Source organism: Micromonospora sp. NPDC050980, assembly GCF_040653835.1.
Classification (GTDB): Bacteria; Actinomycetota; Actinomycetes; order Mycobacteriales; family Micromonosporaceae; genus Micromonospora.
On record NZ_JBFAGS010000002.1, the window covers coordinates 326113 to 352203 of the forward strand.

A 26091-nucleotide genomic window follows, 5' to 3' on the forward strand; every position below is an offset into this window, starting at 1 on the left:
GCAGGGGAGGGGGAGCTGATGGACCTGTGGACGGCGCCCGGGCCGGTCGACGTGGTGGGGCCGGTCCGCCGGCCGGTGCGCGGCTCGGCGCTGGCGCGGCTGCTGCGGACCACCGACGCCAAGCAGATCGGCATCCTCTACCTGACCACGGCGTTCGGCTTCTTCCTGGTGGGCGGGCTGCTGGCGTTGGTCATGCGGGCCGAGCTGGCCCGCCCCGGGATGCAGCTGCTCTCCCCGGAGCAGTACAACCAGATGTTCACCATGCACGGCACGATCATGCTGCTGCTGTTCGCCACCCCGATCGTGTTCGCCTTCGCGAACTATCTGGTGCCGTTGCAGATCGGCGCGCCGGACGTGGCGTTTCCCCGGCTCAACGCGTTCGCCTACTGGCTCTACCTGTTCGGCGGGCTGCTGGTGCTGGGCGGGTTCGCCACCCCCGGCGGCGCGGCCGACTTCGGGTGGACCGCCTACCAGCCGCTCGCCGGCCCGGCGCACTCGCCGGGCGTCGGCGCCAACCTGTGGGCGGTCGGCCTGGTGATCTCCGGGCTGGGCACCATCCTCGGCGCGGTCAACCTGATCACCACCGTGCTGACGTTGCGCGCCCCCGGCATGACCATGTTCCGGATGCCGATCCTCACCTGGAACATCCTGGTCACCGCCGTCCTGGTGATCCTGGTGTTCCCGCTGCTGGCCGCCGCGTTGCTCGCGGCGCTGGCCGACCGGCAGCTCGGCGCGCACGTGTACGACCCGGCCACCGGCGGGCCGATGCTGTGGCAGCACCTGTTCTGGTTCTTCGGGCACCCCGAGGTCTACATCGTCGCGCTGCCGTTCTTCGGCATCATCACCGAGATCATCCCGGTGTTCTCCCGCAAGCCGGTCTTCGGCTACCGCGGGCTGGTCGGCGCGACGCTGGGCATCGCCGCGCTGTCGATGAGCGTGTGGGCGCACCACATGTTCGCCACCGGTCAGGTGCTGCTGCCGTTCTTCAGCTTCCTGAGCTATCTGATCGCGGTGCCCACCGGGATCAAGTTCTTCAACTGGATCGGCACCATGTGGAAGGGGCAGATCACCTTCGAGACGCCGATGCTGTTCGCGCTCGGCTTCCTGGTCACGTTCCTGCTCGGCGGCCTGACCGGGGTGCTGCTGGCCAGCCCGCCGGTCGACTTCCACGTGCACGACTCGTACTTCGTGGTGGCGCACTTCCACTACGTGCTGTTCGGCACCATCGTGTTCGCCGTCTTCGGCGGCATCTACTTCTGGTTCCCGAAGATGTTCGGCCGGATGCTCGACGAGCGACTCGGCAGGATCCACTTCTGGCTGACCATGATCGGTTTCCACACCACGTTCCTGGTGCAGCACTGGCTGGGCGCCGAGGGCATGCCCCGCCGCTACGCCGACTACCTGGCGCAGGACGGCTTCACCGGGCTGAACACGGTCTCCACCATCGGGTCGTTCGTGCTCGGCGTCTCCACGCTGCCGTTCCTGTGGAACGTGTGGCGCTCCTACCGGTTCGGCCCGGTGGTGCGCGAGCCCGACCCGTGGGGTCACGGCCTGTCGCTGGAGTGGGTGACGTCCTCCCCGCCGCCGCTGCGCAACTTCGACCGGATGCCCCGCATCCGCTCCGAGCGACCCGCGTACGACCTCCGTCAGGACCGTGCCGCGGCGGTGCCGCCCGGCCCGCGCTCGGCGGCGGACTGACCGATACCGGGCGGGAGCGCCGGCCGGCTGGCAGGGTGGAGGCACCGATTCCGGAGGGAGCAGGGCGGATGGGAGGGTTCGCGCCGGTGCTGGCCATGCTCGGGCTGGCCGCCGCGGCAGTGGGCACGCTGTATCTGGCGCACCTGCGGACGGCGGTGGCCGCCACGCCGTCGACCGTCGCGGCGTTCCGGTCCGGGCTGCCGCCCGCGGAGCACGCCGTCTCCCGGTTCCACGTCCGCTGGTACGCGGTCAGCCTGCTCTTTCTCGCCTTCGACGTGGAGATGCTGTTCATGTACCCGTGGGCGGTGGTGGTCGCCGACGTCGGCACGCCCGCCGTGGCGGAGATGTTCGTCTTCCTCGCCCTGCTGATGGCCGGTGTCGTCTACGCCTGGCGGGAGGGGGCGCTGCGGTGGGCCTGACCGGTGACCTCCTGGCCCGCTGGGCGGCCCGCCGGCCGCATCCGCTGGTCGTGGCCGCGCCCGGCGCCACCGTCGCCCGCCTGGCCGTGGAGGCGCACGCCGACCGGGGCGGATGGCCGCTCGCGCCGTCCCCGGCGGACGCCGACCTGCTGGTGGTGGTCGGCGAACCGGGGTCCGAACTGGCGGCGGCGGTCGAGCGGGTGTGGGCCCAGTTCCCGGGCCCCCGCGCGCGGGCGCGGGTCACCGACCCGGCCGGTGCGGCGTCCGCGCTGCACGCGGCCGTCGCCCGGCTGACCGGGACCGGCGGCGAGCCGGCGGACCCCGGGCCGGAGGCGGGCGGCGGGCAGCACGACGGCGGGTCGGGATCGTCCGGCCACGGTGACCACGACGGGATGTCCATGCCGGGCGGCCTGATGATGGCCGAGCGGGCCGAGGACCGCGACGGGTTGAAACTGGACGTGCTGCACCTGGCGCTCGGTCCGGTGCTGGCGGACTGGCCGGCCGGCCTGGTCGTGGAGCTGGCCGTGCAGGGCGACGTGGTGCAGTCGGCGGACGCCCGGGTGCTGCCGCCGGCCGATCCGGCGGCGGTGCGGCCGTACCCGGACGTGGACCATCCCGAGCTGCGCCGGCGCCGGCAGGCGGTGGCTCACCTCGACGCCCTGGGCCGGCTCTGGGCGGTGGTGGGCTGGCCGGCCGGCGCGGTCGCCGCGCGTCGGTTGCGCGACGCGCTCGTCGACCACGTCCCGCTCGCCACGGCGTACGCCGGTTTCCGGGCGCTGGACCGGCGGGCCCGGCGCTCGCGGGCGTTGCGTCGCGCCACCGACGGGCTGGGCGTGCTGCCCGAGGTGACGGCGGGGCGGGCCGGGCTGGCCGACCCGGCGGCGGTGTGCGGCGACGCGACCGACCGGTGGCGGCGCCGGCTGGCCGAGACTTACCGGCTGCTGGCCGGCGGTGAGCCGGCCGCGCCGGAGCCGGACGCGGCGGCGGTGCTGGCGGTGGCCGCCCGGCTGACGGTCGGGCTCGACCTGGCCGCGGCCCGGGTGGTGCTGGCCTCGTTCGACCCCGACCCGGACGCGGTGGTGGCCGCCGGGGTGCGGTCGTGACCGCCGGTCCGTGGTGGGGTGTGCTACCGGCCGCCGGGGTGCTGCTCGGCCTCGCGCTGGCCGCCGCGGCGCTGGCCGGACTGCTCGACCCGGCCGGCGGGCCGACGCTCGCGGGCCGGGCCGGGCGGCCGGTGTGGGAGGCGGCCCGGCTGCTGCGGCAGCGCCGGCGACGTGTGGTGGCGGCGGACCTGCTGCTGTGGCGGCTCGGGCTGGCCGGGCCGCTGGTGGTGGCGCTGCTGATGGTCGTGGTGGTGCCGCTGGGCGACCGGGTGGTGGCCGACCTGCCGGTCGGCGTGGTCTGGTTCAACGCGATGGACGTGCTGCTCTGGGCGGCCGTGTGGCTCGCCGGGTGGGGCAGCAACAGCGGGCCCGGCCTGGTCGGTGGCTACCGGTTCCTGGCGCAGGCGCTGGGCTACGAACTGCCGCTGATGTTCGCGCTGACCGCCCCGGCGGTGGCGGCCGGCAGTCTCCGGATCGCCGACGTGGTGGCGGCGCAGCGGGAGCTGTGGTTCGTCGGGTGGATGCCGGTGGCGTTCCTGGTCTTCCTCGGCGCGGTGCTCGCGTTCAGCATGTCCGGGCCGTTCGCCTACCCGGACGGGCGGGACGTCGCCGGGGGCGTGCTGGCCGAGCCGTCCGGGGTGGACCGGCTGGTCCTGCTCGCCGGGCGGTACGCGCTGCTGGCCGCGGGCGCGGCGACGGCGGTGGCGCTGTTCCTCGGCGGCGGGTCGGGTCCGCTGCTGCCGGCGTGGGCGTGGAGTGTGGTGAAGACGCTCGTCGTGCTGGCCGCCCTGGTGGCGCTGCGGGGCCGGGTGCCGGTGCTGCGGGCCGACCGGCTGATGCGGGTGGCCTGGCTGGTGGTGTTGCCCGCCACGCTGGCGCAGGTGCTCGTGGTGGCCGTGCTCGTGGTGGGGAGGGGTTGAGGTGGTCGTCGTCGCGTTCGTGGTGCTGGCGCTGGTGGCCGTGGCGTCCGGCGTCGCCGTGTTCACGGTGGACTCGATGGCCCGGGCGACGTTCGCGCTGGCGCTGTCGTTCGTCGCCGTGGGTGGCGAGTTGCTCCTGCTCGACCTGGGCTACCTGGGCGTGGTGACCGTCCTGATGATGGTCATGGAGATGGCGGTCATGGCGGTGTTCATGGTCATGTTCATGATGAACCCGGCCGGTCTGATGCCCATGTCGATGCTGCACAACCGCCGGGGCGCGCTGGCGGTCTCGGTGGGTGTCTTCGTCGTGCTGGCGGCCGGCTCGGTCCTCGTGCCGTGGCCCACCCGCCGTGGCGGGCCGCCCGCCGATCCCACCCGGGCCCTGGGCGAGGCGATCATGGGGTCGAAGATGCTGGTCATGATGTCGATCTCGGCGGTGCTGTTCGCCACCATGGTCGCCGCGCTGGTGCTCGCCACCGCCCGGGGCCGCTACGACCGTGCGGACTCCCCGGAGCGGCCGTGACGTTGCCGATGTTCCTGCTGCTGGCCTCCGCGCTGTTCAGCGTGGGCCTGTACGGCGCGCTGAGCCAGCAGGCGGTGGTGATGGTGATGATGGGCCTCGAACTCATGATCAACGGGGTGGTCGTGGCCGCCGCCGCGCTGTGGTGGTTCCTGGCCCCGCAGCAGCCCGACGGGCAGGTGCTGGTGCTGGTGGTGATCGCCGCGATGACCGTGGAGATGGCGATGGGCTTCGCGGTGGTGACCCTGCTGTTCCGCTCGAGCGACGCCGACATGACCGACATGGCGGGGGAGCTGCGCGGATGACCGTCGCGCTGTGGGCCCTGGTCGTCCTCCCGGCCGTCGCCGGGGGGCCGCTGCTGCTCGGCGGGCGGCGAGCGGATCGGGTCGCGCCGGCGCTGGCGCTGGGCGTGGCCGCGCTGGTGGCGGCGCTGGCCGTCGCGGTGGCGGCGGCCCGGCCGGCCGTCGACGCACCGATGATGGCCGGCGCCCGGTGGGGTCTGGCCGTCGACGGGACCGCCGCGCTCGTCGTGCCGGCGGTGGCCGTGGTGGCGCTGCTGGTACTGGGGTACGCCGCCGCCGAGATCCGGTCCGGCCGGTCCCGGTTCCACGGGCTGATGCTGGTCTTCCTCGCCGCGGTGCTGCTCACCGCCACCGCGACGACGCTGCCGGTGCTGCTGCTGGGCTGGGAGGTGATGGGCGCGATGTCGTACGCGCTGATCGCCCACCACTGGCGGCGCGACGACGCGGTCGCGGCGGGTGGCACCGCGTTCCTCACCACCCGCGCCGGCGACCTCGGGCTCTACCTGGCCGCCGGGGCCGGACTGGCCGGCGGCACGCTCGACCTGGCCGGGCTGGCCGGGCTGCCGCCCGGCTGGCGGGACGTGGCCGCCGCGGGCGTGCTGGCCGCCGGCTTCGGCAAGGCCGCCCAACTGCCGTTCTCGTTCTGGCTGTCCCGGGCCATGCTCGGCCCGAGCCCGGTCAGCGCGCTGCTGCACTCCGCCGCCATGGTGGCGATGGGCGGCTACCTGCTCGTGCGGCTGCACCCGCTGCTGGTGGCGAGCGGCTGGGCGGTGGACGTGGCCGCCTGGGGCGGCGCGCTGACCGCCCTGGCGCTGGGGGCGGTGGCGCTGGCCCAGTCCGACCTGAAGCAACTGCTTGCCGCGTCCACCAGCGCCCAGCTCGGGTATGTGGTGCTGGGCGCAGCCGTCGCCCCGGCCGGGGCGGTCGCGCACCTGATCGGTCACGCGGCCACCAAGGCGTTGCTGTTCCTCGCCGCCGGGGCGTGGCTGAGCGCGCTCGGCACCCGCCGGCTGTCCGCGCTGCGCGGCGCGGGCCGGCGCCACCCGCTGGTCGGGGCCGGGTTCGCGGTGGGCGCCCTGGGGCTGGCCGGGGTGCCGCCGCTGGCGTTGTGGGCCACCAAGGACGAGGTGCTCGCCGGCGCCCGCGAGCGGTCCCCGGCGCTGTATCTGGTCGGCTTGGCCGGCGCGCTGCTCGCCGCCCTCTACGCGGGTCGGGCGCTCGCGGTGGTCCTGCGCCCGGTGCCGCCCGGCGTCGAGTCCGGCTACGACACCGAGCGCGACGGCACCCGCGTGGTGACGCCCGGGCAGCGGGGCCCGCTGGTGCCGCTGGCGGTCGGCGCGGCGGTGCTCGGCGTCCTGGCGCTGCCGCCGCTGTCTCAGGCGGTGGCCGACGCGGTCGGGTCGGGCCCGGCCCCGCCGACCCGGATCGCCGAACTGGTCCTGTCCGGCCTGCTCGCGGTCGCCGGGCTCACCGTGGCGGTCGCCGCGCCGGCCCGGCCGCCGGCTCCGGGTTGGGCGCGGGCCTGGCTGGGGCTCGACCTGGCCGCGCGGCTGCTGGTGGTCCGGCCGACCCTCGCGCTGGCCCGGGGGCTGGCCCGCTTCGACGACCGGGTGCTCGACCGGGCCGTGCGGGCGGTGCCGGGCGCGGCCCTGGGTGCGGCGCGGGGGCTGGCGAGGTTCGACGACGCCGGGCTCGACCGCGCGGTCGGCGCGGTGCCGGCCGTGACCCGGCGGGCCGCGGACGCCGTGGCCCGGCTGGACGACCACGGGGTGCACGCCCTGGTGCGCCGGCTCGCCCGGGCCGCCCGCCGGCTCGGTGTGCTGGCCCGCCGGCCGCAGACCGGCCTGGTCCACCAGTACTACGTCCAGGTGGTGCTCATGCTGGGCGCCGCCGTGCTGATCCTGCTGCTGGCGAGGTGACCCGTGCTGTCCCTGATCGTCTTCACGCCGCTGGCCGTGGCCGTGCTCCTGCTGTGCTGGCGTGGCCTGCCGGCGCGGGCGGTGTCGTGGCTCTGGATCGCGGTCACCGTCGTCGAGGTCGTGGCGGTGCTGGGCGTGTGGTGGGCGTACCCGGGGGAGGGCTTCGCGTACGAGGTGGACCGGCCGTGGATCCCGGGCGCCGGGGCCGGCTACCACGTCGGGGTGGACGGGCTGTCGCTGCCGCTGCTCGCGCTCACCACAGTCGTCTTCGCCGCCTGCGCGGTGTACTCGCTGCGTCGCCAGCCCCGGCCGCGGCAGTTCGCCGCGCTGTTCCTCGCCCTGCAGACCACCTGCCTCGGGCTGTTCGTCTCGCTCGACCTGATCCTGTTCTTCGTCTTCTTCGACCTGTCCATCGTGGGCATGTACGCGGTGATCGCCGGCTGGGGGCACGGCCCGCAGGCCCGCCGCTCGGCGCTGACGTTCTTCCTCTACACGTTCCTCGGCTCGCTGGCGCTGCTGCTGGGCTTCATCGGCCTCTACGTCGCCGCCGCGCCGCACACCTTCGACATGGTGGCGTTGACCCGGGACCCGCCGACGCGGGGTGTGGCCGGCGCGCTGGTGCTGCTGGCGATCCTGCTGGGGCTGGCGATCAAGACGCCGACGTTCCCGTTCCACACCTGGCTGCCGCCGGCGCACACCGACGCACCGGCCGCCGGCTCGGCGGTGCTGGCCGGGATCCTGCTGAAGATGGGCACCTACGGGTTCGTCCGGATCGCCATGCCGGTGCTGCCGGACGCCTGGCGGCGTCACGCCTGGGTGGTCGTCGTGGTCGGGGTGGTGAGCGTGCTCTACGGGGCGCTGGTGGCGCTCGCCCAGCGCAGCTTCAAACGGATGGTCGCGTACACGTCGGTCAACCACATGGGCTACGTGGTGCTGGCGGTCGGCGCGGCCGGGCTGGTCGCCGGCTCGGACGCGCAGGCCCGCGCGGTGGCGGTGACCGGCGCGGTCACCCAGATGGTCAGCCACGGGCTGATCACGTCGGCGTTGTTCCTGCTCGCCGGCGTGCTCTACGACCGGGGCGGCACCTACCGGATGGACGCCTACGGCGGGTTGGCCGGCGACACGCCCCGGTTCGCCGCGCTGACCGCGGTGGCGGCGTTCGCCAGCCTCGGCCTGCCCGGCTTCTCCGGGTTCATCGCCGAGTTCCAGATCTTCGCCGGCAGCCTGGGCTCCGCGCCGGTGGCGGTGGCGTTCGCGCTGCCCGGCATCCTGGTCACCGCCGCCCTGTTCCTGTGGGCGCTGCACCGGGTCTTTCTCGGCCCGGCCCGGCACCGGCTGTCCGCGACCGCCGACGTGACCGCCGCCGAGACCGCCGCGGTGCTGCCGCTGCTGGCGCTCTCCCTGCTGATCGGCGTGTTCCCCCGGCTGCTGCTGGACGTGGTGGAACCGGCCGCGCGGGCGGTCACCGAGCTGGTGGCCCGGTGACCGAGCGTCCGCTCGCCCTGCTGCCGGAGCTGCTCCTGCTGGCCGGCGCGGTCAGCACGCTGCTCACCGGCGCGTTCCTGCCGAGGGAACGGCAGTGGGTGGCCCGGCTGGTCGCCGCCGGGGCGTTGCTCGCGGCCGTGCTTGCCACGCTGCCCGCCGTGGGCGAGCGCACCACCGTGTACGCGCACAGCTACGCCCTCGACGCCGGCACCACGGCCGCCCGGCTGTTGATCCCGCTGGCCGGGCTGCTGGTGGTCGGGATCGCCGCCGGCCGGGTCGCCGGCAACCGTCGGGAGACCGAGTTCTACGTGCTGACGCTGCTCGCCGTGCTCGGCGCGGTGCTGCTCGCCGGCGCGTCGGACCTGCTGCTGCTGGCCGTGGCGTACCTGTTGTCGTCGGTGCCGCTGGCCGGGCTGGCCGGTTGGGGGCGGGACCGGCGGGGCGCCGAGGCGGCGCTGAAGGTCTATCTGGTCGGCGCGCTGGCCGGGGTGGGCCTGCTGGCCGGCGCGGCGCTGCTGACCGCGCTCGGCGGCGGGGCGAGCGACTACGACCGGCTGGCCGCCGGCCTGGCCGGGGCGCCGTCCACCGCCGTCGCGGTCGGGGTGGTCGGGGTGCTGGCCGGCCTGCTGTTCAAGATCGGCGCGGTGCCGGGGCACTTCTGGGTGCCCGACGCGGTGCAGGGCGCCTCGATCCCGGCCGGCGCGCTGCTGACCACGGTGCCGAAGCTCGGCGGCCTGCTCGCGGCGTACCGGCTGTTCGCCGTCGCGGTGCCCGCCGACGTGGTGGACTGGCCGCTGCTGGTCGCGGTGCTCGCCGCGGTCACCATGACGCTCGGCAACTTCGCCGCGTTCGGCCAGGCCGACCCGCGCCGGCTGCTCGCGTACTCCACCGTGGCGCAGGTGGGCTACCTGCTGATGGCCGTCGCGGTCGCCGGCCGCGCGGAGCGCGCGCTGCCCGCCCTGCTGGTCTACCTCGCCGGGTACGCGGTGACGAACCTCGGCGCGTTCGCGGTGCTGGCCGCCGAGCCGCACGACACCCTCGACGACTACCGCGGGCTGGCCCGCCGCCGGCCCTGGCTCGCCGCGACGCTGGTGATCTGCCTGCTGGGTCTCGTCGGCACCCCCCCGACGGCGGTCTTCGCCGGCAAGCTCACGGTGTTCACCGCCGCCTGGGACGGCGGGCTGGCCTGGCTGGTGGTGGTCGCCGCGGTCAACACCGTGGCCAGCCTCTTCTACTACCTGCGCTGGCTGGTCCCCGCCCTGTCGCTGCCCTCCGGCCCGCGCCCGCTGCGGCCCGCTTCGCCGCGAGGACCGCGGGTGGTGGCGGTGGCGACCGCGGTGGCGGCGCTTCTCGGTGCGGCCGGCGCGCTTCCGCTGGCCGGTCTGGTCGAGCAGACGCTGCAACGCTGACGTCTCGTCGACGGATCCGTGGTGGCAGCGGAGGGTCGCGGTCACCTTGTCGGTGGACCTCCGGTCCCGGTTAACCGGGACCGGAGCGGGTAGCGGTAGCCGACGGGTGCTCGCGGGGGCGAACCGGAGCGGGAACGGGGTGGCGGTGACGGAGTTCGCGATCTACGTCGCCGCGCTGGGCGCGGTGGCGGTCCTCGCGGTGTTGTCCAACCGGCTCGCCGACCGGCTGCGGCTGCCCGCGCCGGCGCTGTTCCTGTTCGCCGCCGCGATCGTCTCCGACCTGTTCCCGAAGCTGAACGAGCTGTCCCTGTACGCGGTCCGGCACCTGGTCGAGATCGCGCTGGTGCTGGTGCTGTTCAGCGGCGGGATGAGCATGGGCTGGCGGCGGCTGCGGCCGTCGCTCGGCCCGGTCGCGCTGGTGGGCGTGGCCGGGACGCTGCTGACCGCCGGCGCGCTGGCCCTGGTGCTGCGCTGGGTGTTCGGCTTCGACTGGCTGGCCGCGCTGCTGGTCGGCACCGCGCTGTCCCCGACCGACCCGGCCGCCGTGTTCTCGGTGCTCGGGCGGCGGACCGTGGTGGGGCGCAGCGGCACCATCCTGGAGGGCGAGTCGGGCGCGAACGACCCGGTCGGGATCGCGTTGATGGTGAGCCTGCTGGCCGCCGGGACCGCCGGCGGGTGGTCGGCGGTCGCCTCCGGGGCGGGCGAGTTCGCGCTGCAACTCGTGGTCGGTCTGGTGCTCGGGCTGGCCGGCGGGTGGCTCATCCTGCAGTTGATGCGCCGGGTGTCGCTGCCGGACGAGAGTCTCTACCCGCTCCAGGTGCTGTTCGCCGCGGCGTCGATCTACGGCGTGGCGACGCTGGCCCGGGGCTCCGGCTTCCTCGCGGTGTTCCTCGCCGGCATCGTCGTCGGCGACGCCCGCGCGCCGTTCAAGCGGGAGATCCAGCGTTTCCACGGCGCGTTGGCCAGCCTCGGCGAGATCCTGGCGTTCGGCCTGCTCGGTCTGATCGTGTCGTTGCGCAGCATGGTGACCGAACGGGCCTGGCTCACCGGCCTGGTGCTGGCCGTGCTGCTCACCTTCGTGATCCGGCCGATCGTGGTCGGTGGCCTGCTCACCACGGTCCGGCTGCGCTGGGGTGAACGGATCTTCGTGGTCTGGTCCGGGCTCAAGGGCGCGGTGCCGATCCTGCTGGGCACGTTCATCCTTACCGCCGACCTGGAGCAGGACCTGCGGCTGTTCGACATCGTCTTCGCCGTGGTCGCGTTCTCGATCGTGGTGCAGGGCGGGCTGGTCCCGCTCATGGCCCGCTGGTGCCGGGTGCCGATGCGCAGCATCCCGCTGCAACCGTGGGCCGTCGGCATCCGGGTGCAGGGCGAACCGGTCGGGCTGCGCCAGTACACGGTCGCGTCCGGCGCCCCGGCCGACGGCCGGCCGTTGTTCGAGCTGAGCCGGGACGAGGGCGTCTGGGTGAGCCTGATCAGCCGCGACGGCGAGCAGGTCCGGCTCGGGCGGGCGACGGTGCTGCGGGCCGGCGACGAGGTGCTGGTGGCCGGCGGTGAGCAGCCCGCCGCGGAGCGGGTCTTCACCCGTCCCGGCGGGTAGCCGTTTCGATAGTGGTCCGCCGGGTAGGCGGCAACTTCCGGAAGGGTGGTGGGTCGGATGAATCTCGGCAAGCTCGGCGACGTGGTGGTGGGCACGGCCGGCGACGTTGCCGGCAGCGTGGTGGACCCGAAGGCGGGCCTCGGCAAACTGCGCGCGGCGGTGACACCGCGGGCGGTGGTGCTGGTCGGTGGCGGCCTGCTCCTCGGCTACCTGGTGGCCCGGTCCCGGCACTGACGACCGCGCCCGCTCGCGGTCACCGGCGCCGTGTCGCCCGGCCCGCCTGCTGTCGCACCGCCAGCGCGGCGGCCAGGCAACTCGTCAGGACGATGAGGACCTGGCGGCCGCGCCCCGGCCGTACCGGTCGGCGCCGGTGATCTGTCGCCACACCGGCCACGCCCGCATCGAGAAGTTCCCCACCGGCCCGTCCCTTCCGCCCCGTTCGGTCAGCCCTGCCCGCTCGCGCGCGCGGCCCGCTGCATCTGCGCGTCGTCGGCGGCCCGGCGACGTATCCACGCGTGCACCCGCGGCAACGAGGTGGGGTTGACCTCGCGGTCGTTGACCAGGCGCTGCGTCCGGGACGGCAGCACGCCCGTCCGCTCGCGCCGCGACCCGGTCACCGCGTCCCCGTTGTCCGCCGGCATGCCGGTGGCGATCAGGTAGGCCCGCCCCGGCGGGATGCCGAGCAGGCGGGAGATCTCGTGGTAGTCGCGTCCCTGGTCCAGCAGGTCCAGGATCTGGCGCTTGTCGGGCACGATGACCGCCTCCTCACCGTCCTGACCCTGTCATATCGGTCATCCTCGGCCGGACGGAATGGTGGATCTGGTCGAGAGGCCCGCGCGGGCGGGGGACCGCGTGCCCGGCGAATCGTGGTCGTTCAGCCGGTCCTGGCCTTCGCGCCGCCGTCCAGCAGGCGGCGGATCTCCGCGGCGGCGGGGTGCGTCGGCGCGACCGCCAGGAACCGGCGCAAGGTGGCCGGCGCCTCGCCCGGGTGGGTGGTGCGCTGCGCCAGGCCCAGCACCAGCAGCCCGTCCGGCGACCTGGGCGCGTGGTCGAGGACGTCGCGGGCCGTCCGCTCGGCGCCGGCCGCGTCCGCCGCCCGCAGCAGCGCGAAGGCCAGGCGCAGCCGGACGGCGTCGTCGGGCCGCTCCCGCAGCGCCTCCCGGTACATCTGCGCGGCGGCGTCATAGCGCTGCTGGCCCTCCAGGTCCTGCGCCAGCCGCAGCGCGACCGCCGTCGGGTCGGCGCGGGGCGTCACCACCGGCGGGGCGAGCCGGTCGGCGGCCACGGCCACGGTCGCCACCAGGGCGACCAGGCCGCCGGCGGTGAGCCACCAGACCGGCCGGCGCGACCGCCGCCGGCGTCCGGGCGCGGGCCCGGCCCGGGGTCGGGCCCGCAGCGTCCGCGCGGCGGCGATGCCCGTGCCGAGCAGCGCCACCGCCGGCACCAGCCACAGCAGCAGTCCCGGCCCCCGGGCGGGCGGCTCGGCCAGCACCTCCTCGCCGTAGCGCGCGACGAACCACCGGCGGATCTCGGCCGGGCTGCGGCCCTGCGCGCTCTGGTCGGCGATCACCTGCCGCATCGAGGCGGCGATGGGGGAGCGGGAGTCGGCCACCGACTCGCCCTGGCAGGCGGGGCAGCGCAGCCCGGCGGCGATCGCCGCGCCGGGATCGACCCGGCCGGCGGGCGTCGCCGACCGGATCAGCCCGACCGCCGCCGCCGCGACCAGCGCCACCGCCGCCAGCCCCACCGCCAGCCGCCGGATCACGGCGCGGCCAGCAGGGCGGACAGGTGCTCGTCGAGCCACTGCCGGGTGACCACCCCGGGCCGGTGTGCGACGATCCGCCCGTCCCGGTCCACGAGGAAGGTCTCCGGCACGCCGCGTACGCCCCACTCGACCGACCGGGCGCCGTCCGGGTCGGGCACGACCGTCAGCTCCGCCGCCCGGCTCTGCGCCAGCAGGGGCCGCACCGCGTCCGGCCCGTCCCGCAGGTTCAGCCCGACCACCCGCAGCCCGCGCGACGACCACTGCCGCCCGGTCTCGGCCAGCAGCGGCAGTTCGTCGCGGCACGGGCCGCACCAGGACGCGAACACGTTGACCAGCACGACCTGCCCGCGCAGCGCCGCCAGGTCGAACCGTCCGCCGTCGAGGGTGGCGCCGGCCAGCGCCGGCGCGGCCGGCGCCGGCCCCGGGTCGGTCGGGCCGGGCAGCCGGGCCGCGACGAGCGCGGCGGCGGCGACGGCGACCAGCAGGGCCGTCGCCGGGACCGGCCGGATCCGTCCCCACCGCGACGTCCGGCGGTTCACGCCGGCACCGCCGCTCTCGCCGCGACGCCGGTGTCCCGTGGCGGTCGCCGTCGGCGTGCCCGCAGCGTGTCGGCCAGGGCGAGCAGGCCGGCGGCGACGCCCACCGCGCCGCCGGCCCAGACGAGACCGACAAGCGGGTTCACCGCCAGGCGTACGGTCGCGCCGGTGCCGTCGGCGGCCACGGCGAGCAGGGTGAGGTAGACGTCGCGGCGGGGGCCGGCGTCGATCGCCGGGACGGTGACGGCCATGTCCCGCGCCGGGTCGTAGCGCAGCGCCGGGGCGGCGGTGCGGGTGTGCCCGCCCGACGAGACGGCCAGCCGGGCGCGTACCGTCATCCGCCCGCCGGGGGCGGACCGTTGCACCGACTCCAGCCGCGCGGACACGTCGCCCACCCGGACCGTCTCGCCCGTGCGCAGCGTCCGCTCGTCGACCCGCTCGTACGTGGCGGACGCGGCGACCCCCACGGCGAGCAGGGCGAGCCCGGCGTGCCCCAGCGTGGCCGCCGGCAACCGGCGGCGCCCGCCCGCCGCGGCTCGGTCGTCGCGGGCGGTGACCAGGCCGGTGAGCACGAACGCCGCCGCGCCGAACGCGGTGAGCGCGGCCGGACCGGGCCGGCCGAGCAGCCCCACGCCGGCCACGGTGGCCAGCGCCGCCGCGCCCGGCAGGGCGAGCCGGCGCAGCACCCCCGCGCGGTCGCGCACCCGCAGCGCCGGTGGCAGCCCGGCCAGCAGCAGCACCACCACGGCCAGCGGCACCGCCGTGCGGTGGTAGTAGCCCGGCCCGACCGAGGCGCGCGCGCCGGCGAGCGGCTCGGCCAGCAGCGGCAGCACCGTGCCGATCAGCACCACGGCGGCGACGGTGACCAGCGCGACGGCGTTGACCAGCACGGCCGTGGATCGGGACCACGGCCTGACGCCCGCCCGGGCGGGCACCGGCCGGCGGCGGGCGGTGAGCGCGGTGGCGGCCAGCACGGCCAGCAGCACGAACCCGAGCAGCAGCGGCCCCAGCGGCGACTCGGTGAAGGCGTGCACGCTGGCCACCGCGCCGGAGCGGGTCAGGAGCGTGCCCAGCAGCACCAGCAGGAAGCCGGCGCAGGCCAGGACGCTGTTCCACAGTTCCCGGCCCCGGCCGCCGTCCAGGCTGGTGTGCAGGAACGCGGTGGTGGTCAACCACGGCAGCAGGGACGCGTTCTCCACCGGATCCCAGGCCCAGTAGCCGCCCCAGCCGAGCACCGCGTACGACCACCAGGCGCCGAGCACGATGCCTGCGGTGAGCGCGGTCCACGCCACCAGCGCCCACGGCCGGGCCACCCGCAGCCAGTTCCGGCCGGCCGGCCCGGCCAGCGGGGCGGCCAGCGCCAACGCGAACGGCACCACCATGCCGAGATAGCCGGCGTAGAGCAGCGGCGGGTGCACGCCCATCGCCGCGTGCTCCTGCAACAGCGGGTTCGGGCCCGGACCGTCGGGCGGGGCCGGCTGCACCGACCGGAACGGGTTGGCGGCGAAGGTGGACAGCGCGAAGAAGAACGTGGTGACCACGCTGACGACCACCATCGCGTACGCGCGCAGCCGGTCCGGCCGCCCGCGCGCCAGCAGGGCGCCGTACCCGCCGAGGACCAGGAGCCAGAGCAGCAGCGACCCGTCCATCGCCGACCACAGGCTGGTCACCGTGTAGTAGCCGGGCACGTGCCGGCCGCCGTTCTCGGCCACGAACCGCACGCCGAAGTCGTGGCCCAGCAGCGCCGCCTCCAGCACCGCGCAGGCCGCGACCGCGGCGCACAGCGCGCCGACCGAGGCCAGCCGGGCCGGCCGGGCGGGGGCGCCGGTCAGCGCCACCCGCAGCCAGAGCAGCGCGGCCAGCGGGGCGGCGAGCAGCCCGGCGACGAGGCCGGCGGTGCCCAGCTCACCGAGCATCGGCCGGCTCCGGAGCGGGTGCGGAGGGTCGGTACTCGTTGCCGTGCCGCACCACCACGTGGTCGGCGTCGAACACGCCGTCCATGCCGAGCCGCCCCTCGACGACCGCGTCCGCGCCGTCCCGGAACGTCTCCGGCGGCGCGCCCCGCTGCCGCACGGCCACTTCGTGCCCCGATCCGGCGAGCCGGAACAGCACCAGGTCGCCGTCGCGGCGTACCGAGCCGGGCACCACCGCACCGCCCAGGCGGACCCGGTCGCGGGCTGCGGCCGGGTCGGCGAGCACCTCGCCCGGCGTCCGGTAGTAGGTGAGGGTGTCCCGCAGCGCGGCGGTGACCAGCAGGCCGCCGCCGGCGAGCAGCACCGCGACGAGGACCAGGCGGGCGGGGCGCCGGATCACGGCACCAGGTCCGGCTGGCGTACGGGCGGTCGCGCGGCGGCGGTCCGGACGGTGCCGGCCCGGCGGTGCAGCCGGACCAGCCGGTGGGCCAGCACCCAGGTCGCGGCGACGGTCGCCGCCGCGACGGCCAGCAGCAGCGCCAACGCCATCCGGGGGTCGATGGGCGGCCGTTGCGGGGCCAGCACGGTTGCCTGTTGGTGCAGCGAGCGCCACCAGAGCACGCAGAAGTGCACCAGGGGGACGAGCAGGAAGCCGCCGACGCCGAGGACGGCCACCGGCCGGGTCACCCGGCCGTCGCCGTGCGCCGGCCGGCCGGACCGCTCGGCGAGGGCCCGGCGCAGGGCCAGCGCGGCGGCGTACACCAGGAACAGCAGCGCGGTGCCGACCAGCCGCGGGTCCCAGGCCCACCAGGTGCCCCACACCAGGTGCCCCCAGAGCGAGCCGGTGGCGAGCGTGACCGCGGTGAGCACGACGCCGATCTCGGTGGCGGCCAGCGCGACCCGGTCTGATCCGGCGTCGCCGCGGGCCAGGTGGGCGACGCTGGCCGCGAGCACGACGGCGAACGCCAGGTAGGCCACCCATGCGGCGGGCACGTGCAGGTACATGAGGCGCTGCGCCGGGCCCTGCGCGGCGTCGGTCGGGGCCAGCAGGCCGCCGGCGAGGGCCGCCCCGGCGGCGAGGCCGACGGCGGTCCAGGCGGTGGTACGCCTTGCGGCGGCACCCCGGGGGGAGTCCGCGGTCAGTTCCACGGTGGAGGTTCGCATCATCGTCCCGTCGACGGTCGCCTGCTGCTTGCCGAGCACCGAACGTATCGGAGTCAGCGTAACGAAGCACCCAAATCACTTAAAAGGACAATTGAGCTTGAATCGTCACTACAGTCGACCCCGGTGAACACGCGAGCCGGACCGACGACCGCCACCCGGCACCTCGCCCGGGTGGCGACGCCGGCTGCCCTGCTCGCGCTCTCCGGCTGCTCCGGGACAGCGCCGTCGGCCCTCGACCCGGCCGGCGCCGGCGCCGGCCGGGTCGCCGGCCTGTGGTGGGTGCTGTTCTGGCTGTCCATGGCGGTGTTCGCCGAGGTCATGGTGGTGCTGGCCTGGGCGCTGGTGTTCCGCCGCCGACCTGGCGCGAAGGTCCGGCACGGCCAGCCGCTGCGGTTCGTCACCGTCGCCGGCGCGGGCGTGCCGCTGGTCATCCTGGTGACGGTCTACGCGCTCGGCCTGTGCGACCTGGCGGCGCTCGGCGACGGCCCGGGTCCCCGGGCGACCACCGTCGAGGTGACCGGCCACAAGTGGTGGTGGGAGGTGCGGGTGGCCGGGGTCTCCGGCGCCACCGCCAACGAACTGCACATCCCGGTGGGGGAGAAGGTGCGGATCCGGCTGCGGACCGCCGACGTGCTGCACAGCTTCTGGGTGCCGCAGTTGATGCCGAAGACCGACCTGATCGCCGGCGAGGTCCGCGAGACCTGGCTGCACGCCGAACGGGCCGGCAGCTACCGGGGGCAGTGCGCCGAATACTGCGGCACCCAGCACGCCCACATGGCGTTCCTCGTGGTCGCGGAGCCGCGCCGCGACTTCGACGCCTGGGTGACGCGCCTCGGCGCGCCCGCCGCCGCGCCCCGGACCGACGCCCAGCGACGCGGTCAGCAGGCGTTCGTCCAGGGCACCTGCGCCGGCTGCCACGCGATCCGCGGCACCGGAGCGGACGGACGGATCGGGCCGGACCTGTCCGACGTCGGCGCCCGCTGGAGCATCGGCGCCGGGGCGGTGCCCAACGACGGCGGGCACCTCGGCGGCTGGATCGCCAACTCGCAGACGGTCAAGCCGGGCAACTACATGCCGCCGCAGCCGGTCGACGCGCAGCGGCTGCCGGACCTGATCGCCTACCTGCGGTCGCTGACCTGAGCGGAAGGGAGGGAAGGATGTCCACCACCACCGCGCCGGCGTCCGGCGCGAGCCGGGACGACCTGGCCCGGCTGGAGGAGCACTGGGGCGAACGCGCCTCGGTGCGGGCCTGGTTCACCACCGTCGACCACAAGAAGATCGGCCGCCGCTATCTGGTGACGGCCGGGCTGTTCTTCGCCCTGGCCGGGCTGAGCGCGCTGGCGATGCGGACCCAACTGGCCCGGCCGGAGGCGCGCCTGCTCTCCCCCCAGGAGTACAACCAGCTGTTCACCATGCACGGCACCGCGATGATCTTCCTGTTCGCCACTCCGATGCTGTTCGGCTTCGGCAACTTCCTGGTCCCGCTGTTGATCGGCTCGCGGGACATGGCCTTCCCCAAGCTGAACGCGCTCGGCTACTGGGTGTTCCTGTTCGCCGGGCTGTTCATGTGGGCCAGCCTGCCGTTCGGCGCGGCGCCCAACGGCGGGTGGTTCGCCTACGTGCCATTGACCGCGGAACAGAACACCCCCGGTCTGCACCTGGACGTCTACAGCCTGGGCCTGCTCTTTCTCGGCATCGCCACCACCGCCGGGTCGATCAACTTCATCGTCACCGCGCTGAAGCTGCGCGCGCCGGGGATGTCGCTGAACCGGGTGCCGCTGTTCGTCTGGGCGATCGTCGCCACCGGCTTCATGGTGATCTTCGCGTTGCCGGCGCTGAACCTCGACAACGCGATGCTCTTCCTCGACCGGCGCTTCGGCACCCACTTCTTCGACCCCGGCGCCGGCGGCAACGTGCTGCTCTGGCAACACCTGTTCTGGATCTTCGGACATCCGGACGTCTACATCATCGTGATGCCGGCGCTGGGCATCGTCTCGGCCGTGCTGCCGGCGTTCACCCGCCGCGGCGTGGTCGGCTACCCGCTGATCGTGCTGGCCATCGTGTCCATCTCGATCATCTCGTTCGGGGTCTGGGTGCACCACATGTTCGCCACCGGGCTGCCCCAGCTGTCGTACAGCTTCTTCAGCGCGGCCAGCACCATCATCACCATCCCGTCCGGCATCCAGATCTTCGCCTGGCTCGCCACCATGGCGCTGGGCCGGCTGGTGGTCCGGGTGCCGCTGCTGTTCGTGATCGGGTTCGTCGTCACCTTCGTGCTCGGCGGCCTCACCGGCACCATGTTCGCGCTGACCGCGTTCGACCAGCAGGTCACCGACTCCTACTTCGTGGTCGCCCACTTCCACTACGTGCTCATCGGCGGCGCGGTCTTCCCGATGCTGGCCGGCATCTACTACTGGCTGCCGAAGATGACCGGCCGGATGTATCACGAGGGGCTCGGCCGGTGGGCGTTCTGGCTGGTGTTCACCGGCATGCACGTGACGTTCTTCCCGATGCACCTGTACGGCCTGTTCGGCATGCCCCGGCGGGTCTACACCTACCGCAGCGAGGCCGGCTGGGACGGCTGGAACCTGGTCAGCACCGTCGGCTCGTACGTGCTGGCCCTCGGGCTGCTGCTGGTCCTGGCCGGGGTGGTGCACGCCGTCCGGCGGGGCCGGCCCGCGCCGCCGGACCCGTGGGGCGGCGACAGCCTGGAGTGGTCCACCGAGTCGCCGCCGAAGCCGTACAACTTCCCGGTGCTGCCCCGGGTGCACAGCCTGCACCCGACCTGGGACGAACCGAGCCGGGAGTCGATGGGCGCCGGCGCGCGGCCGGACCGGGTCCTCGCCGAGGGCCGGCGCACGCTGTTCACCAGCGAACTCGACGGGCGGCGGGAACGTGCGGTGGAGATGCCCGAGGCGTCCGTCCAGCCGCTGGTGCTCGCGCTGGCGATGCTGACGTTCTTCACCGCCATGCTGTTCGCCTGGTATCCGGTGGCGGCCGTGGCGGCGGTGGCGGTCGCGGTCACCATGGCGGTGTGGCTGTGGCCGCCGCGCCGACCCGCCGAGCAGGTCGGGGTGAGCGCGTGAGCGGCGGGGTGACGGCGGCCACCGGCGCCGAGGCGCTCACCACCGAGCTGCCGGTCGGCCGGTCCACCGGCTGGTGGGGCATGGTGATGTTCGTCGTCACCGAGGCGACGCTCTTCGCCTGCCTGCTCGGCAGCTACTTCTACCTGCGCTTCCAGTACGGCGCGCAGTGGCCGCCGCCGGGCATCGGGGAGCCGAAGCTGCTGCGCCCGCTGGTGATGACCGCCGTGCTGCTGCCCAGCAGCCTGCCCGTGGTCTGGGCGGAGCACGGCATCCGCCGGGGCGAGCGGTGGCGGCTGCGGTCCGGGCTGGCCGCCACCCTGCTGCTCGGGGTGACGTTCCTGGCGTTGCAGGCCAGCGAGTACGCCGAAAAGCTGCGCGAGTTCACCATGACCACCGACGCCTACGGCTCGCTGTTCTACGTGATCACCGGCTTCCACGGCCTGCACGTCCTGGTCGGCCTGACCATGGTCGGCTGGCTGCTCGCCGCGTCCCTGCGCGGGGGCAGCTTCGGCGCGCACCGGCACGACCGGGTGCGCAACGCGGCCATCTACTGGCACTTCGTGGACGTGGTCTGGGCGGCCATCCTGTTCACCGTCTACCTGTCGCCGAGGCTGTGATGAGCACCCATCCCGGCCCCCGCGCCCGCCTCGCCGGCGGCCTGCTGTTCTGGTACGCCGTGCTCGGCGGCGCGTTCGCCTGGGCGGTGCACCTGCTGGCCGGCTGGGGGGTGGACGAGCTGACCTGCGCGGCCGGGTCGGAGCACGTCGCCGGTCTTCCGCTGCGCGTGGTCGTCGGCGCCGCCGTGGTGCTGCCGGCGCTGGCCACCGTGGGCGCGCTGCTGGCCGCGGCGCTGCTCTGGCGGCGTACCGCCGCAGCGCCGCACGACGGCCGGGACCGCTCGGTGGGGCGCAGCCGGATGCTCGCCGTGGTGGGCATCTGGTCCAACCTGCTGTTCCTGACCATCATCGTGCTGGGCGGCGTCGCCCTGCTGGTGCTGCCGCCATGCCAACGCTGACCGCCGCGGGCGGGAACGACGTCGCCGCCGGGCTGCTCGCCATCCTGCTCGGGGCGGCGCTGGCCCTGCTCGCCGCCGGCTACGGCCGCGGCGTGCACGAGTTGTGGGCGCGGCGCGGCGCCGGTGCGATCCTCCCCGGCTGGCGGGTGGCGGCGTTCGGGACCGGGCTGCTCGCCGTCCTGGCCGCCCAGAGCGGGCCGGTCACCGCCCTGGCACAGCGGGGTCTCGCCGGGCACATGACCCAGCACATGCTGCTGCTGCTCGTCGCCGGGCCACTGCTCGCCGCCGGCGCGTCCGGGCTGCCCCTGACGCTGTCGTGCCCGGTCCGGGCCCGCCGGTGGCTGGCCCGGCTGCGCGCCGGGGCGGCGGGCCGGTGGCTGCGCAGCCCGGTGGTGGTCGCGTTCGCCGCCGGCGGCGGACAGAGCGTCGTGCTCTGGTTCTGGCACCTGCCGGTGCCCTACGCCGCGGCCGAACGGGACCCGCTGCTGCACGTGCTGGAGCATGCCTGCTTCGTCGGCGCGGCCTGGCTGCTGTGGGCGCCGCTGCTCGGCGTCGCCCGGCACCGGCTGCCCGCACCCACCGGGATGCTGCTGCTGGTGGCCACCATGCTGCCGGCGTCCGCGCTGGGCGCGGTGCTCACCTTCGCTCCCCGGCCGGTCTACCCGGCCGACGTCCTCGGCACCGACCCACTGACCGACCAGCAGCTCGCCGGTCTGCTGATGTGGATCCCGATGGACGTGGTGGCGCTGCTGGTCACGCTCGCGTTGTTCCTGCGCTGGCTGCTGGCGCTGCAACGGCGGCGCCCCGAGCGGGTGACCTCGCCGGAGGCCGGGGGCCGGCTGGCCGCTACCGAGGGAGTGGTGTCGTGATCCACCGCGTCCGCGCGTCGCTCGCGCTGCTGGTCGCCCTGTCGCCGCTGGCCGCCGTGCCCGGCTGCGCCAGCACCGATCCGCCACCGCCGCCGGAGGTACGCGGCGGGCAGCCGGCCCGGGGCGCGGAGTTGATCGCCCGCTACGGCTGCGGCTCCTGCCACGCCATCCCCGGCATCGACCGGGCCGACGGCCTGGTCGGGCCGCCGCTGACCCGTTTCGGGTCCCGCTCCTACGTCGCCGGGAAGCTGGTGAACAACGCCGACAACCTCCAGCACTGGATCGCCGACCCGCAGGCGGTGGAGCCGGGCACCGCCATGCCGGACCTGGGGGTCAGCGCGCTGGACGCGCAGGACATCGCCGCCTATCTCTTCACCCTGGACTGACCGATGGCCGTCTGGACGCACCGGTGGTGGCATCCGGCCCGGGCCGCGACGGCGGGGGCGGCGCTCGCGCTGGCCGCCGGGCCGGCCGCCCTCGCCGCGCCGGCCGAAGTCGCGCCGCCGCCGGTGACCGCCGCGCTCGTCGCGCCGGCCGGGGTCGCGCCGCCGCCGGTGACCGCCGCGCCGGCCCCCGACGGGGAGGCGCTGTATCGGCAGAACTGCGCGAGCTGCCACGGTGACCGGGGCCAGGGCGCCCAACGGGGGCCGTCGCTGATCGGTGTCGGCGCCGCGTCGGTGGACTTCCAGGTCGGCACCGGACGGATGCCCATCCCGCACGAGGTGCAGCAGCCGCGCCGCGCCGAGCCGGTCTTCTCGGCCGACGAGATCGCCGCCCTCGTCGCGCACGTCACCAGCTTCGGTGGTGGCGGTCCGGCCGTTCCCCGGGTGGGCCCGGGCCGCCTGCCCACCGGGCGGGAACTGTTCGCCGCGAACTGCGCGCCCTGCCACGGCGGCACCGGCGCGGGCGCGCCGCTGACCAACGGCTGGATCGCCCCACCGCTGTACGACGCCACCGCGGTCCAGGTCGCCGAGGCGGTCCGGGTCGGCCCCGGCCTGATGCCGGTCTTCCCCAGCCAGGTCCTCACCGACCAGCAGGTGGACGATCTCGCCGCCTACGTGCAGCGACTGCGCAGCGAGCGGCTGGACCGGGGCGGGAACCCGCTCGGCCGGCTCGGCCCGCTGGCCGAGGGGCTGGTCGCCTGGGTGGTCACGCTGGGCCTGCTCGTCGCCGCCGCGCGGTGGCTGGGCCGGAGGGCCGGCGAGTGAGGCGGCCACCTGTCGCGCCCGCCCCGCCCGGCGTCAACCGGCGGATCGTCCTGTCCTTCCTGGCCGGCGCCGCCGGGGCGATCGGCTTCGCGGTCACCTACGGCCTCGGCGGGCAGACCCGGTGGGAAGGGGTCTGCCTGGCGGTGGCGTTCGCCGGGCTCGCCTGCGGCCTGGCGATCTGGGGTCGCCGGCTGGTGCCGGTCGGCGGCTACGTCGAGGAGCACGAGGGGTTCGCCCCGCCGCCCGGGGAGCAGGCGTTGACCGCGGCGGTGCTGACCGCGCCGGACAGTCCGATCCGGCGGCGCGGCCTGCTCGCCGCGCTCGGCCTGGCGCTTACCGCGCTCGGCGTCGCCGCGTTGTTCCCGCTGCGGTCCCTGCTCCCGTGGGACCGGGCCCGCCCGGTGCGGGCCCTGACGGACACGCCGTGGGGGCCCGGCGTGCGGCTGCTGACCGCCGACGGCCGGCCGCTGCGCCCCGGCGACGTGCCGGCCGGCACGGTGGTCGCGGTGTTTCCCGAGGGCGGTGCCGAGGCCGGGGACGCGCCCGCCTTCGCGGTGCGGCTGCGACCGGAGCGCCTCACCCGGCCGCCGGCGGCCGGGCACCTCGACGGGCTGGTCGTCTACTCGCTGCTCTGCACCCACGCCGGCTGCCCGGTGCGGCTCTACCTGAAGGGCACCGGACGGGTGCTCTGCCCGTGCCACCAGTCCTCCTTCGACCTGCTCGCCGACGCGCGACCGGTCGCCGGCCCGGCCGCCCGCCCGCTGCCCGGGCTGCCGGTGGCGGTCGACCCGGACGGCTACCTGCGCGCCACCGGCGACTTCACCGCCGCACCGGGCGCCGGCTTCTGGAGCCGGCGGTGATCGTGGACCGGTTGGCGCGTGCCGTCGACGACCGGCTGCGGCTGTCGCCGGTGGCGCGCAAGGCGCTGGCCAAGGTGTTTCCGGACCACTGGTCGTTCATGCTCGGCGAGATCGCGCTCTACGCCTTCGTCGCGCTGGTGCTGACCGGCGTCTACCTGACCCTGTTCTTCGACCCCAGTTCCGCCGACCGGGTCTACCACGGCTCGTACGCGCCGCTGGACGGCAGCACCACCTCCGCCGCGTACGCCTCGACGGTGCGGCTGAGCTGGGACGTCCGGGCCGGGCTGCTGATCCGGCAGACCCACCACTGGGCGGCTCTCGTCTTCGTCGCCGCCATCCTGGTGCACCTGGTGCGGATCTTCTTCACCGGCGCGTTCCGCCGGCCCCGGGAGGCGAACTGGCTGGTCGGCGTGACAATGCTGACGCTGGCCTTGGCGAACGGCTTCACCGGGTACTCGATGCCCGACGATCTGCTCTCCGGCCTCGGTCTGCGGATCATCGTCTCGGTGGTGGAGTCCATCCCGCTGGTCGGGTCCTGGCTGGTCTTCCTCGGCCTCGGCGGGGAGTTCCCGTCGGACGCGATGATCCCGCGGATGTTCGTCAGCCACGTGCTGCTGGTGCCCGCGGTGCTGGTCGCGCTCGTCTCGGCGCACCTGGCGATGATCGTGCGGCAGAAGCACACCCAGTTCCCCGGGCCCGGCCGCACCGAGCACAACGTGGTGGGCTCCCGTCTCTATCCGAGCTACAGCCTGCGCTCGCTGGCGCTGTTCGCCTGGGTGCTGGCGGTCCTGTTCGCGCTCGGCGGGCTGGTGCAGATCAACCCGGTCTGGCTGTACGGCCCGTTCGCGCCCGGCCAGGCCACCTCGCCGGCGCAGCCCGACTGGTACGTCGCCTGGGGCGACGGCGCGCTGCGGCTGTTCCCGCCCTGGGAGTTCCGGATCGCCGGTCACCTGGTGCCCGCGCCGTTCTTCCCGGGTGTGGCGCTCGGCGGCGTCACCTTCCTCGCGCTCTACGCCTGGCCGTTCCTGGAACGCCTGTGCACCGGCGACCGTCGGCCCCACCAACTGCTGGACCGCCCGCGGGACCACCCGGTGCGCACCGGGATCGGCGTGGCGGCGCTGACCTTCTTCGCGGCGCTCGTGGTGACCGCCGGCGACGGCATCCTCGCGCGGCTGCTGCGGGTTCCGGTGTACGACGTGCTCGACGTGCTGCGGGTGGTGGTGCTGGTGCTCCCGCTGCTCACCGGCGCGCTGGCGGTGGTGCTGGCCCGGGCGCTGCGCCGCGGCGACGCCGCCCGCCTCGGCGAGCTGACCCGGGCGGACCTGCGGGCCGCCGGTCGCCCGGCACCGGGCGCCCGGTCGTCGCCGGACGAGCCGGAGCTGCCGGCGGCGGACCGCCCGGGGGAGCGGATCGAGCTGTGGCCGGAGGGCGGGGTGTGGCGCTGGCGCTACCGGGACGAGCCGGCCGGGGTGGCGATCCTGAGCAACCGGGCGGTGCACACCGAGCGGGAGGCGGCCGACTCGGCCCGGCTCGCCTACCCGGGCGTCGACCAGGTGACCGTGCCCGGCCCGCCGCCCCCCGCGCCGCCCGGCCGGGTCCGCACCGCGCTGCGCCGCTGGGGCAACGCCGCCCTCGGCGTGTCGCTGCTGGCCGCCGCCCTGCGCCGGCGGCGGGAGCGGGATCGCGGCGGGGGCGGGCCGCCACGGTGACCGCCGTCGACGCGCTCGTCGGTCACCCGGGCTGGCTGCTCTGGGTGGCGGTGAAGGCATTCCTGCTCTACGTGACCGCGGTGCTCGCGATGCGCCTGGGTGGCCGCCGGACCCTCGCGGAGTTGTCCGGCTACGACTTCGTGGCCGCCGTCGCGGTGGGCGCGATCGTCGGGCGGCTGCCCAGCGCCCCGGACGCGAGCTACCTGTCCGGTGCGGTGACCCTGGCGGCCATCCTGGCCGCCCACGCGCTGATCACCTGGGTGCGCCTGCGACCCGGCGGGCGACGGCTCATCGAGAAGGGCCCGGTGGTGGTGGTCGCCCGTGGCCGGGTGCTCACCGGCAACCTGCACCGGGCCGGGTTGACCCGCGCCGACCTGGACGCCCTGGTGCGGGAGCACGGCATGGACGGGACCGACGCCGTGCACCTCGCGGTGCTGGAGGGGCGGGGACGACTGTCGGTGCTGCCCCGCGACGGGAGCCACGGGTGACCGCCCCGCGCGCAAACCCGGCCGCCCGGTTGGTTTGCCGTCGGGGAGGCCGGGTAGCCGCCGAACTGTCCGCCCTGGTGCGCCGTGTCCGGTACGGCGGGTG

General features: G+C 75.4%; 27 protein-coding genes. 21 read left to right on the plus strand and 6 right to left on the minus strand.

The annotated features are described in order from the left end of the window. Positions 1-18 precede the first annotated feature (18 nt). From ctaD (AB0H28_RS05315) to AB0H28_RS05365, 11 genes are all read left to right on the plus strand, one after another. On the plus strand, positions 19-1698 hold the full coding sequence (gene ctaD / locus AB0H28_RS05315; protein ID WP_358034534.1) for a cytochrome c oxidase subunit I: 1680 nt from the start codon (positions 19-21) through the stop codon (positions 1696-1698). Positions 1699-1802: 104 nt separating this feature from the next. Beyond that, positions 1803-2117: an NADH-quinone oxidoreductase subunit A gene (locus AB0H28_RS05320; RefSeq protein WP_358035153.1), complete on the plus strand. Its 315-nt coding sequence runs from the start codon at positions 1803-1805 to the stop codon at positions 2115-2117. Then, positions 2108-3220: a hypothetical protein gene (locus AB0H28_RS05325; protein ID WP_358034537.1), complete on the plus strand. Its 1113-nt coding sequence runs from the start codon at positions 2108-2110 to the stop codon at positions 3218-3220. The genes AB0H28_RS05320 and AB0H28_RS05325 overlap by 10 nt, the downstream gene beginning before the upstream one ends. After that, on the plus strand, positions 3217-4140 hold the full coding sequence (locus AB0H28_RS05330) for an NADH-quinone oxidoreductase subunit H (protein ID WP_358034540.1): 924 nt from the start codon (positions 3217-3219) through the stop codon (positions 4138-4140). Before AB0H28_RS05325 ends, AB0H28_RS05330 begins: the two co-directional genes overlap by 4 nt. A gap of 1 nt (position 4141) precedes the next feature. Beyond that, positions 4142-4663 (plus strand): NADH-quinone oxidoreductase subunit J, encoded by a 522-nt coding sequence (locus tag AB0H28_RS05335; RefSeq protein ID WP_358034543.1) that lies wholly within the window; start codon positions 4142-4144, stop codon positions 4661-4663. Beyond that, positions 4660-4965 carry an NADH-quinone oxidoreductase subunit NuoK gene (nuoK, locus tag AB0H28_RS05340; protein WP_358034546.1) on the plus strand — a complete coding sequence of 102 codons (306 nt, stop codon included), beginning with the start codon at positions 4660-4662 and terminating at the stop codon, positions 4963-4965. The genes AB0H28_RS05335 and nuoK overlap by 4 nt, the downstream gene beginning before the upstream one ends. Further along, entirely contained in the window at positions 4962-6881 is a 1920-nt protein-coding gene (locus AB0H28_RS05345; RefSeq protein ID WP_358034549.1) for a proton-conducting transporter membrane subunit, read from the plus strand. The genes nuoK and AB0H28_RS05345 overlap by 4 nt, the downstream gene beginning before the upstream one ends. Positions 6882-6884: 3 nt before the next feature. Continuing rightward, entirely contained in the window at positions 6885-8366 is a 1482-nt protein-coding gene (locus AB0H28_RS05350) for an NADH-quinone oxidoreductase subunit M (protein WP_358034552.1), read from the plus strand. After that, the gene (locus AB0H28_RS05355; RefSeq protein ID WP_358034555.1) at positions 8363-9775 is read left to right on the plus strand and encodes a proton-conducting transporter membrane subunit; all 1413 of its coding nucleotides are present in this window, start codon (positions 8363-8365) and stop codon (positions 9773-9775) included. The genes AB0H28_RS05350 and AB0H28_RS05355 overlap by 4 nt, the downstream gene beginning before the upstream one ends. A 145-nt stretch (positions 9776-9920) precedes the next feature. Further along, positions 9921-11375, plus strand: coding sequence for a cation:proton antiporter (locus AB0H28_RS05360; protein WP_358034559.1), 1455 nt, complete (start codon positions 9921-9923; stop codon positions 11373-11375). Between the two features lie 57 nt (positions 11376-11432). After that, positions 11433-11609 (plus strand): hypothetical protein, encoded by a 177-nt coding sequence (locus tag AB0H28_RS05365; protein ID WP_358034562.1) that lies wholly within the window; start codon positions 11433-11435, stop codon positions 11607-11609. Positions 11610-11818: 209 nt separating this feature from the next. Here the strand turns inward: AB0H28_RS05365 and AB0H28_RS05370 are convergent, their stop codons facing one another. The 6 genes from AB0H28_RS05370 to ccsA form a co-directional block, all read right to left on the minus strand. Continuing rightward, complete coding sequence (locus AB0H28_RS05370) at positions 11819-12127, minus strand: hypothetical protein (RefSeq protein WP_358034564.1); 309 nt, start codon at positions 12125-12127, stop codon at positions 11819-11821. 122 nt (positions 12128-12249) lie between these two features. Then, a complete protein-coding gene (locus AB0H28_RS05375) occupies positions 12250-13140 on the minus strand; it encodes a cytochrome c-type biogenesis protein CcmH (RefSeq protein ID WP_358034566.1) in 891 nt (296 codons plus the stop codon). Then, positions 13137-13679: a TlpA disulfide reductase family protein gene (locus tag AB0H28_RS05380; RefSeq protein WP_358034569.1), complete on the minus strand. Its 543-nt coding sequence runs from the start codon at positions 13677-13679 to the stop codon at positions 13137-13139. Before AB0H28_RS05380 ends, AB0H28_RS05375 begins: the two co-directional genes overlap by 4 nt. After that, entirely contained in the window at positions 13676-15592 is a 1917-nt protein-coding gene (locus tag AB0H28_RS05385) for a cytochrome c-type biogenesis CcmF C-terminal domain-containing protein (RefSeq protein ID WP_358034571.1), read from the minus strand. Before AB0H28_RS05385 ends, AB0H28_RS05380 begins: the two co-directional genes overlap by 4 nt. Then, positions 15582-15989: a cytochrome c maturation protein CcmE gene (locus AB0H28_RS05390; RefSeq protein ID WP_358034574.1), complete on the minus strand. Its 408-nt coding sequence runs from the start codon at positions 15987-15989 to the stop codon at positions 15582-15584. The genes AB0H28_RS05385 and AB0H28_RS05390 overlap by 11 nt, the downstream gene beginning before the upstream one ends. Further along, positions 15986-16792 carry a cytochrome c biogenesis protein CcsA gene (gene ccsA / locus AB0H28_RS05395; RefSeq protein WP_358034577.1) on the minus strand — a complete coding sequence of 269 codons (807 nt, stop codon included), beginning with the start codon at positions 16790-16792 and terminating at the stop codon, positions 15986-15988. Before ccsA ends, AB0H28_RS05390 begins: the two co-directional genes overlap by 4 nt. 84 nt (positions 16793-16876) lie before the next feature. Here ccsA and AB0H28_RS05400 point away from each other — a divergent pair, with 84 nt between their 5' ends. Genes AB0H28_RS05400 through AB0H28_RS05445 form a run of 10 tightly spaced genes read left to right on the plus strand, consistent with a single transcriptional unit; the run spans position 16877 to position 25988 of the window. Further along, on the plus strand, positions 16877-17893 hold the full coding sequence (locus tag AB0H28_RS05400) for a cytochrome c oxidase subunit II (RefSeq protein WP_358034580.1): 1017 nt from the start codon (positions 16877-16879) through the stop codon (positions 17891-17893). 17 nt (positions 17894-17910) lie between these two features. Beyond that, positions 17911-19839, plus strand: coding sequence for a cytochrome c oxidase subunit I (gene ctaD, locus AB0H28_RS05405; RefSeq protein WP_358034583.1), 1929 nt, complete (start codon positions 17911-17913; stop codon positions 19837-19839). Further along, complete coding sequence (locus tag AB0H28_RS05410) at positions 19836-20456, plus strand: heme-copper oxidase subunit III (protein WP_358034585.1); 621 nt, start codon at positions 19836-19838, stop codon at positions 20454-20456. Before ctaD (AB0H28_RS05405) ends, AB0H28_RS05410 begins: the two co-directional genes overlap by 4 nt. After that, positions 20456-20854, plus strand: a complete 399-nt coding sequence (locus AB0H28_RS05415) for a hypothetical protein (RefSeq protein WP_358034588.1) — start codon at positions 20456-20458, stop codon at positions 20852-20854. The genes AB0H28_RS05410 and AB0H28_RS05415 overlap by 1 nt, the downstream gene beginning before the upstream one ends. Then, positions 20842-21723 carry a cytochrome c oxidase assembly protein gene (locus AB0H28_RS05420; protein WP_358034590.1) on the plus strand — a complete coding sequence of 294 codons (882 nt, stop codon included), beginning with the start codon at positions 20842-20844 and terminating at the stop codon, positions 21721-21723. The genes AB0H28_RS05415 and AB0H28_RS05420 overlap by 13 nt, the downstream gene beginning before the upstream one ends. After that, positions 21720-22109, plus strand: a complete 390-nt coding sequence (locus AB0H28_RS05425; protein WP_358034592.1) for a c-type cytochrome — start codon at positions 21720-21722, stop codon at positions 22107-22109. Before AB0H28_RS05420 ends, AB0H28_RS05425 begins: the two co-directional genes overlap by 4 nt. Before the next feature lie 3 nt (positions 22110-22112). Further along, positions 22113-22931, plus strand: coding sequence for a c-type cytochrome (locus tag AB0H28_RS05430; RefSeq protein ID WP_358034594.1), 819 nt, complete (start codon positions 22113-22115; stop codon positions 22929-22931). Next, on the plus strand, positions 22928-23791 hold the full coding sequence (locus AB0H28_RS05435; protein ID WP_358034596.1) for a Rieske (2Fe-2S) protein: 864 nt from the start codon (positions 22928-22930) through the stop codon (positions 23789-23791). Before AB0H28_RS05430 ends, AB0H28_RS05435 begins: the two co-directional genes overlap by 4 nt. Further along, positions 23788-25500, plus strand: coding sequence for a cytochrome bc complex cytochrome b subunit (locus AB0H28_RS05440; RefSeq protein WP_358034598.1), 1713 nt, complete (start codon positions 23788-23790; stop codon positions 25498-25500). Before AB0H28_RS05435 ends, AB0H28_RS05440 begins: the two co-directional genes overlap by 4 nt. Beyond that, positions 25497-25988, plus strand: coding sequence for a YetF domain-containing protein (locus AB0H28_RS05445; protein WP_358034601.1), 492 nt, complete (start codon positions 25497-25499; stop codon positions 25986-25988). Before AB0H28_RS05440 ends, AB0H28_RS05445 begins: the two co-directional genes overlap by 4 nt. The last annotated feature ends 103 nt before the right edge of the window (positions 25989-26091 follow it).

What these genes read in the sequence shown, in the direction of transcription:
- ctaD (WP_358034534.1), top strand. Translation starts at nt 19, where the DNA reads ATGGACCTGTGGACGGCGCCCGGGCCGGTCGACGTGGTGGGGCCGGTC.
- AB0H28_RS05345 (WP_358034549.1), top strand. Translation starts at nt 4,962, where the DNA reads ATGACCGTCGCGCTGTGGGCCCTGGTCGTCCTCCCGGCCGTCGCCGGG.
- AB0H28_RS05365 (WP_358034562.1), top strand. Translation starts at nt 11,433, where the DNA reads ATGAATCTCGGCAAGCTCGGCGACGTGGTGGTGGGCACGGCCGGCGAC.
- AB0H28_RS05385 (WP_358034571.1), bottom strand. Translation starts at nt 15,592, where the DNA reads ATGCTCGGTGAGCTGGGCACCGCCGGCCTCGTCGCCGGGCTGCTCGCC.
- ctaD (WP_358034583.1), top strand. Translation starts at nt 17,911, where the DNA reads ATGTCCACCACCACCGCGCCGGCGTCCGGCGCGAGCCGGGACGACCTG.
- AB0H28_RS05415 (WP_358034588.1), top strand. Translation starts at nt 20,456, where the DNA reads ATGAGCACCCATCCCGGCCCCCGCGCCCGCCTCGCCGGCGGCCTGCTG.
- AB0H28_RS05420 (WP_358034590.1), top strand. Translation starts at nt 20,842, where the DNA reads ATGCCAACGCTGACCGCCGCGGGCGGGAACGACGTCGCCGCCGGGCTG.
- AB0H28_RS05430 (WP_358034594.1), top strand. Translation starts at nt 22,113, where the DNA reads ATGGCCGTCTGGACGCACCGGTGGTGGCATCCGGCCCGGGCCGCGACG.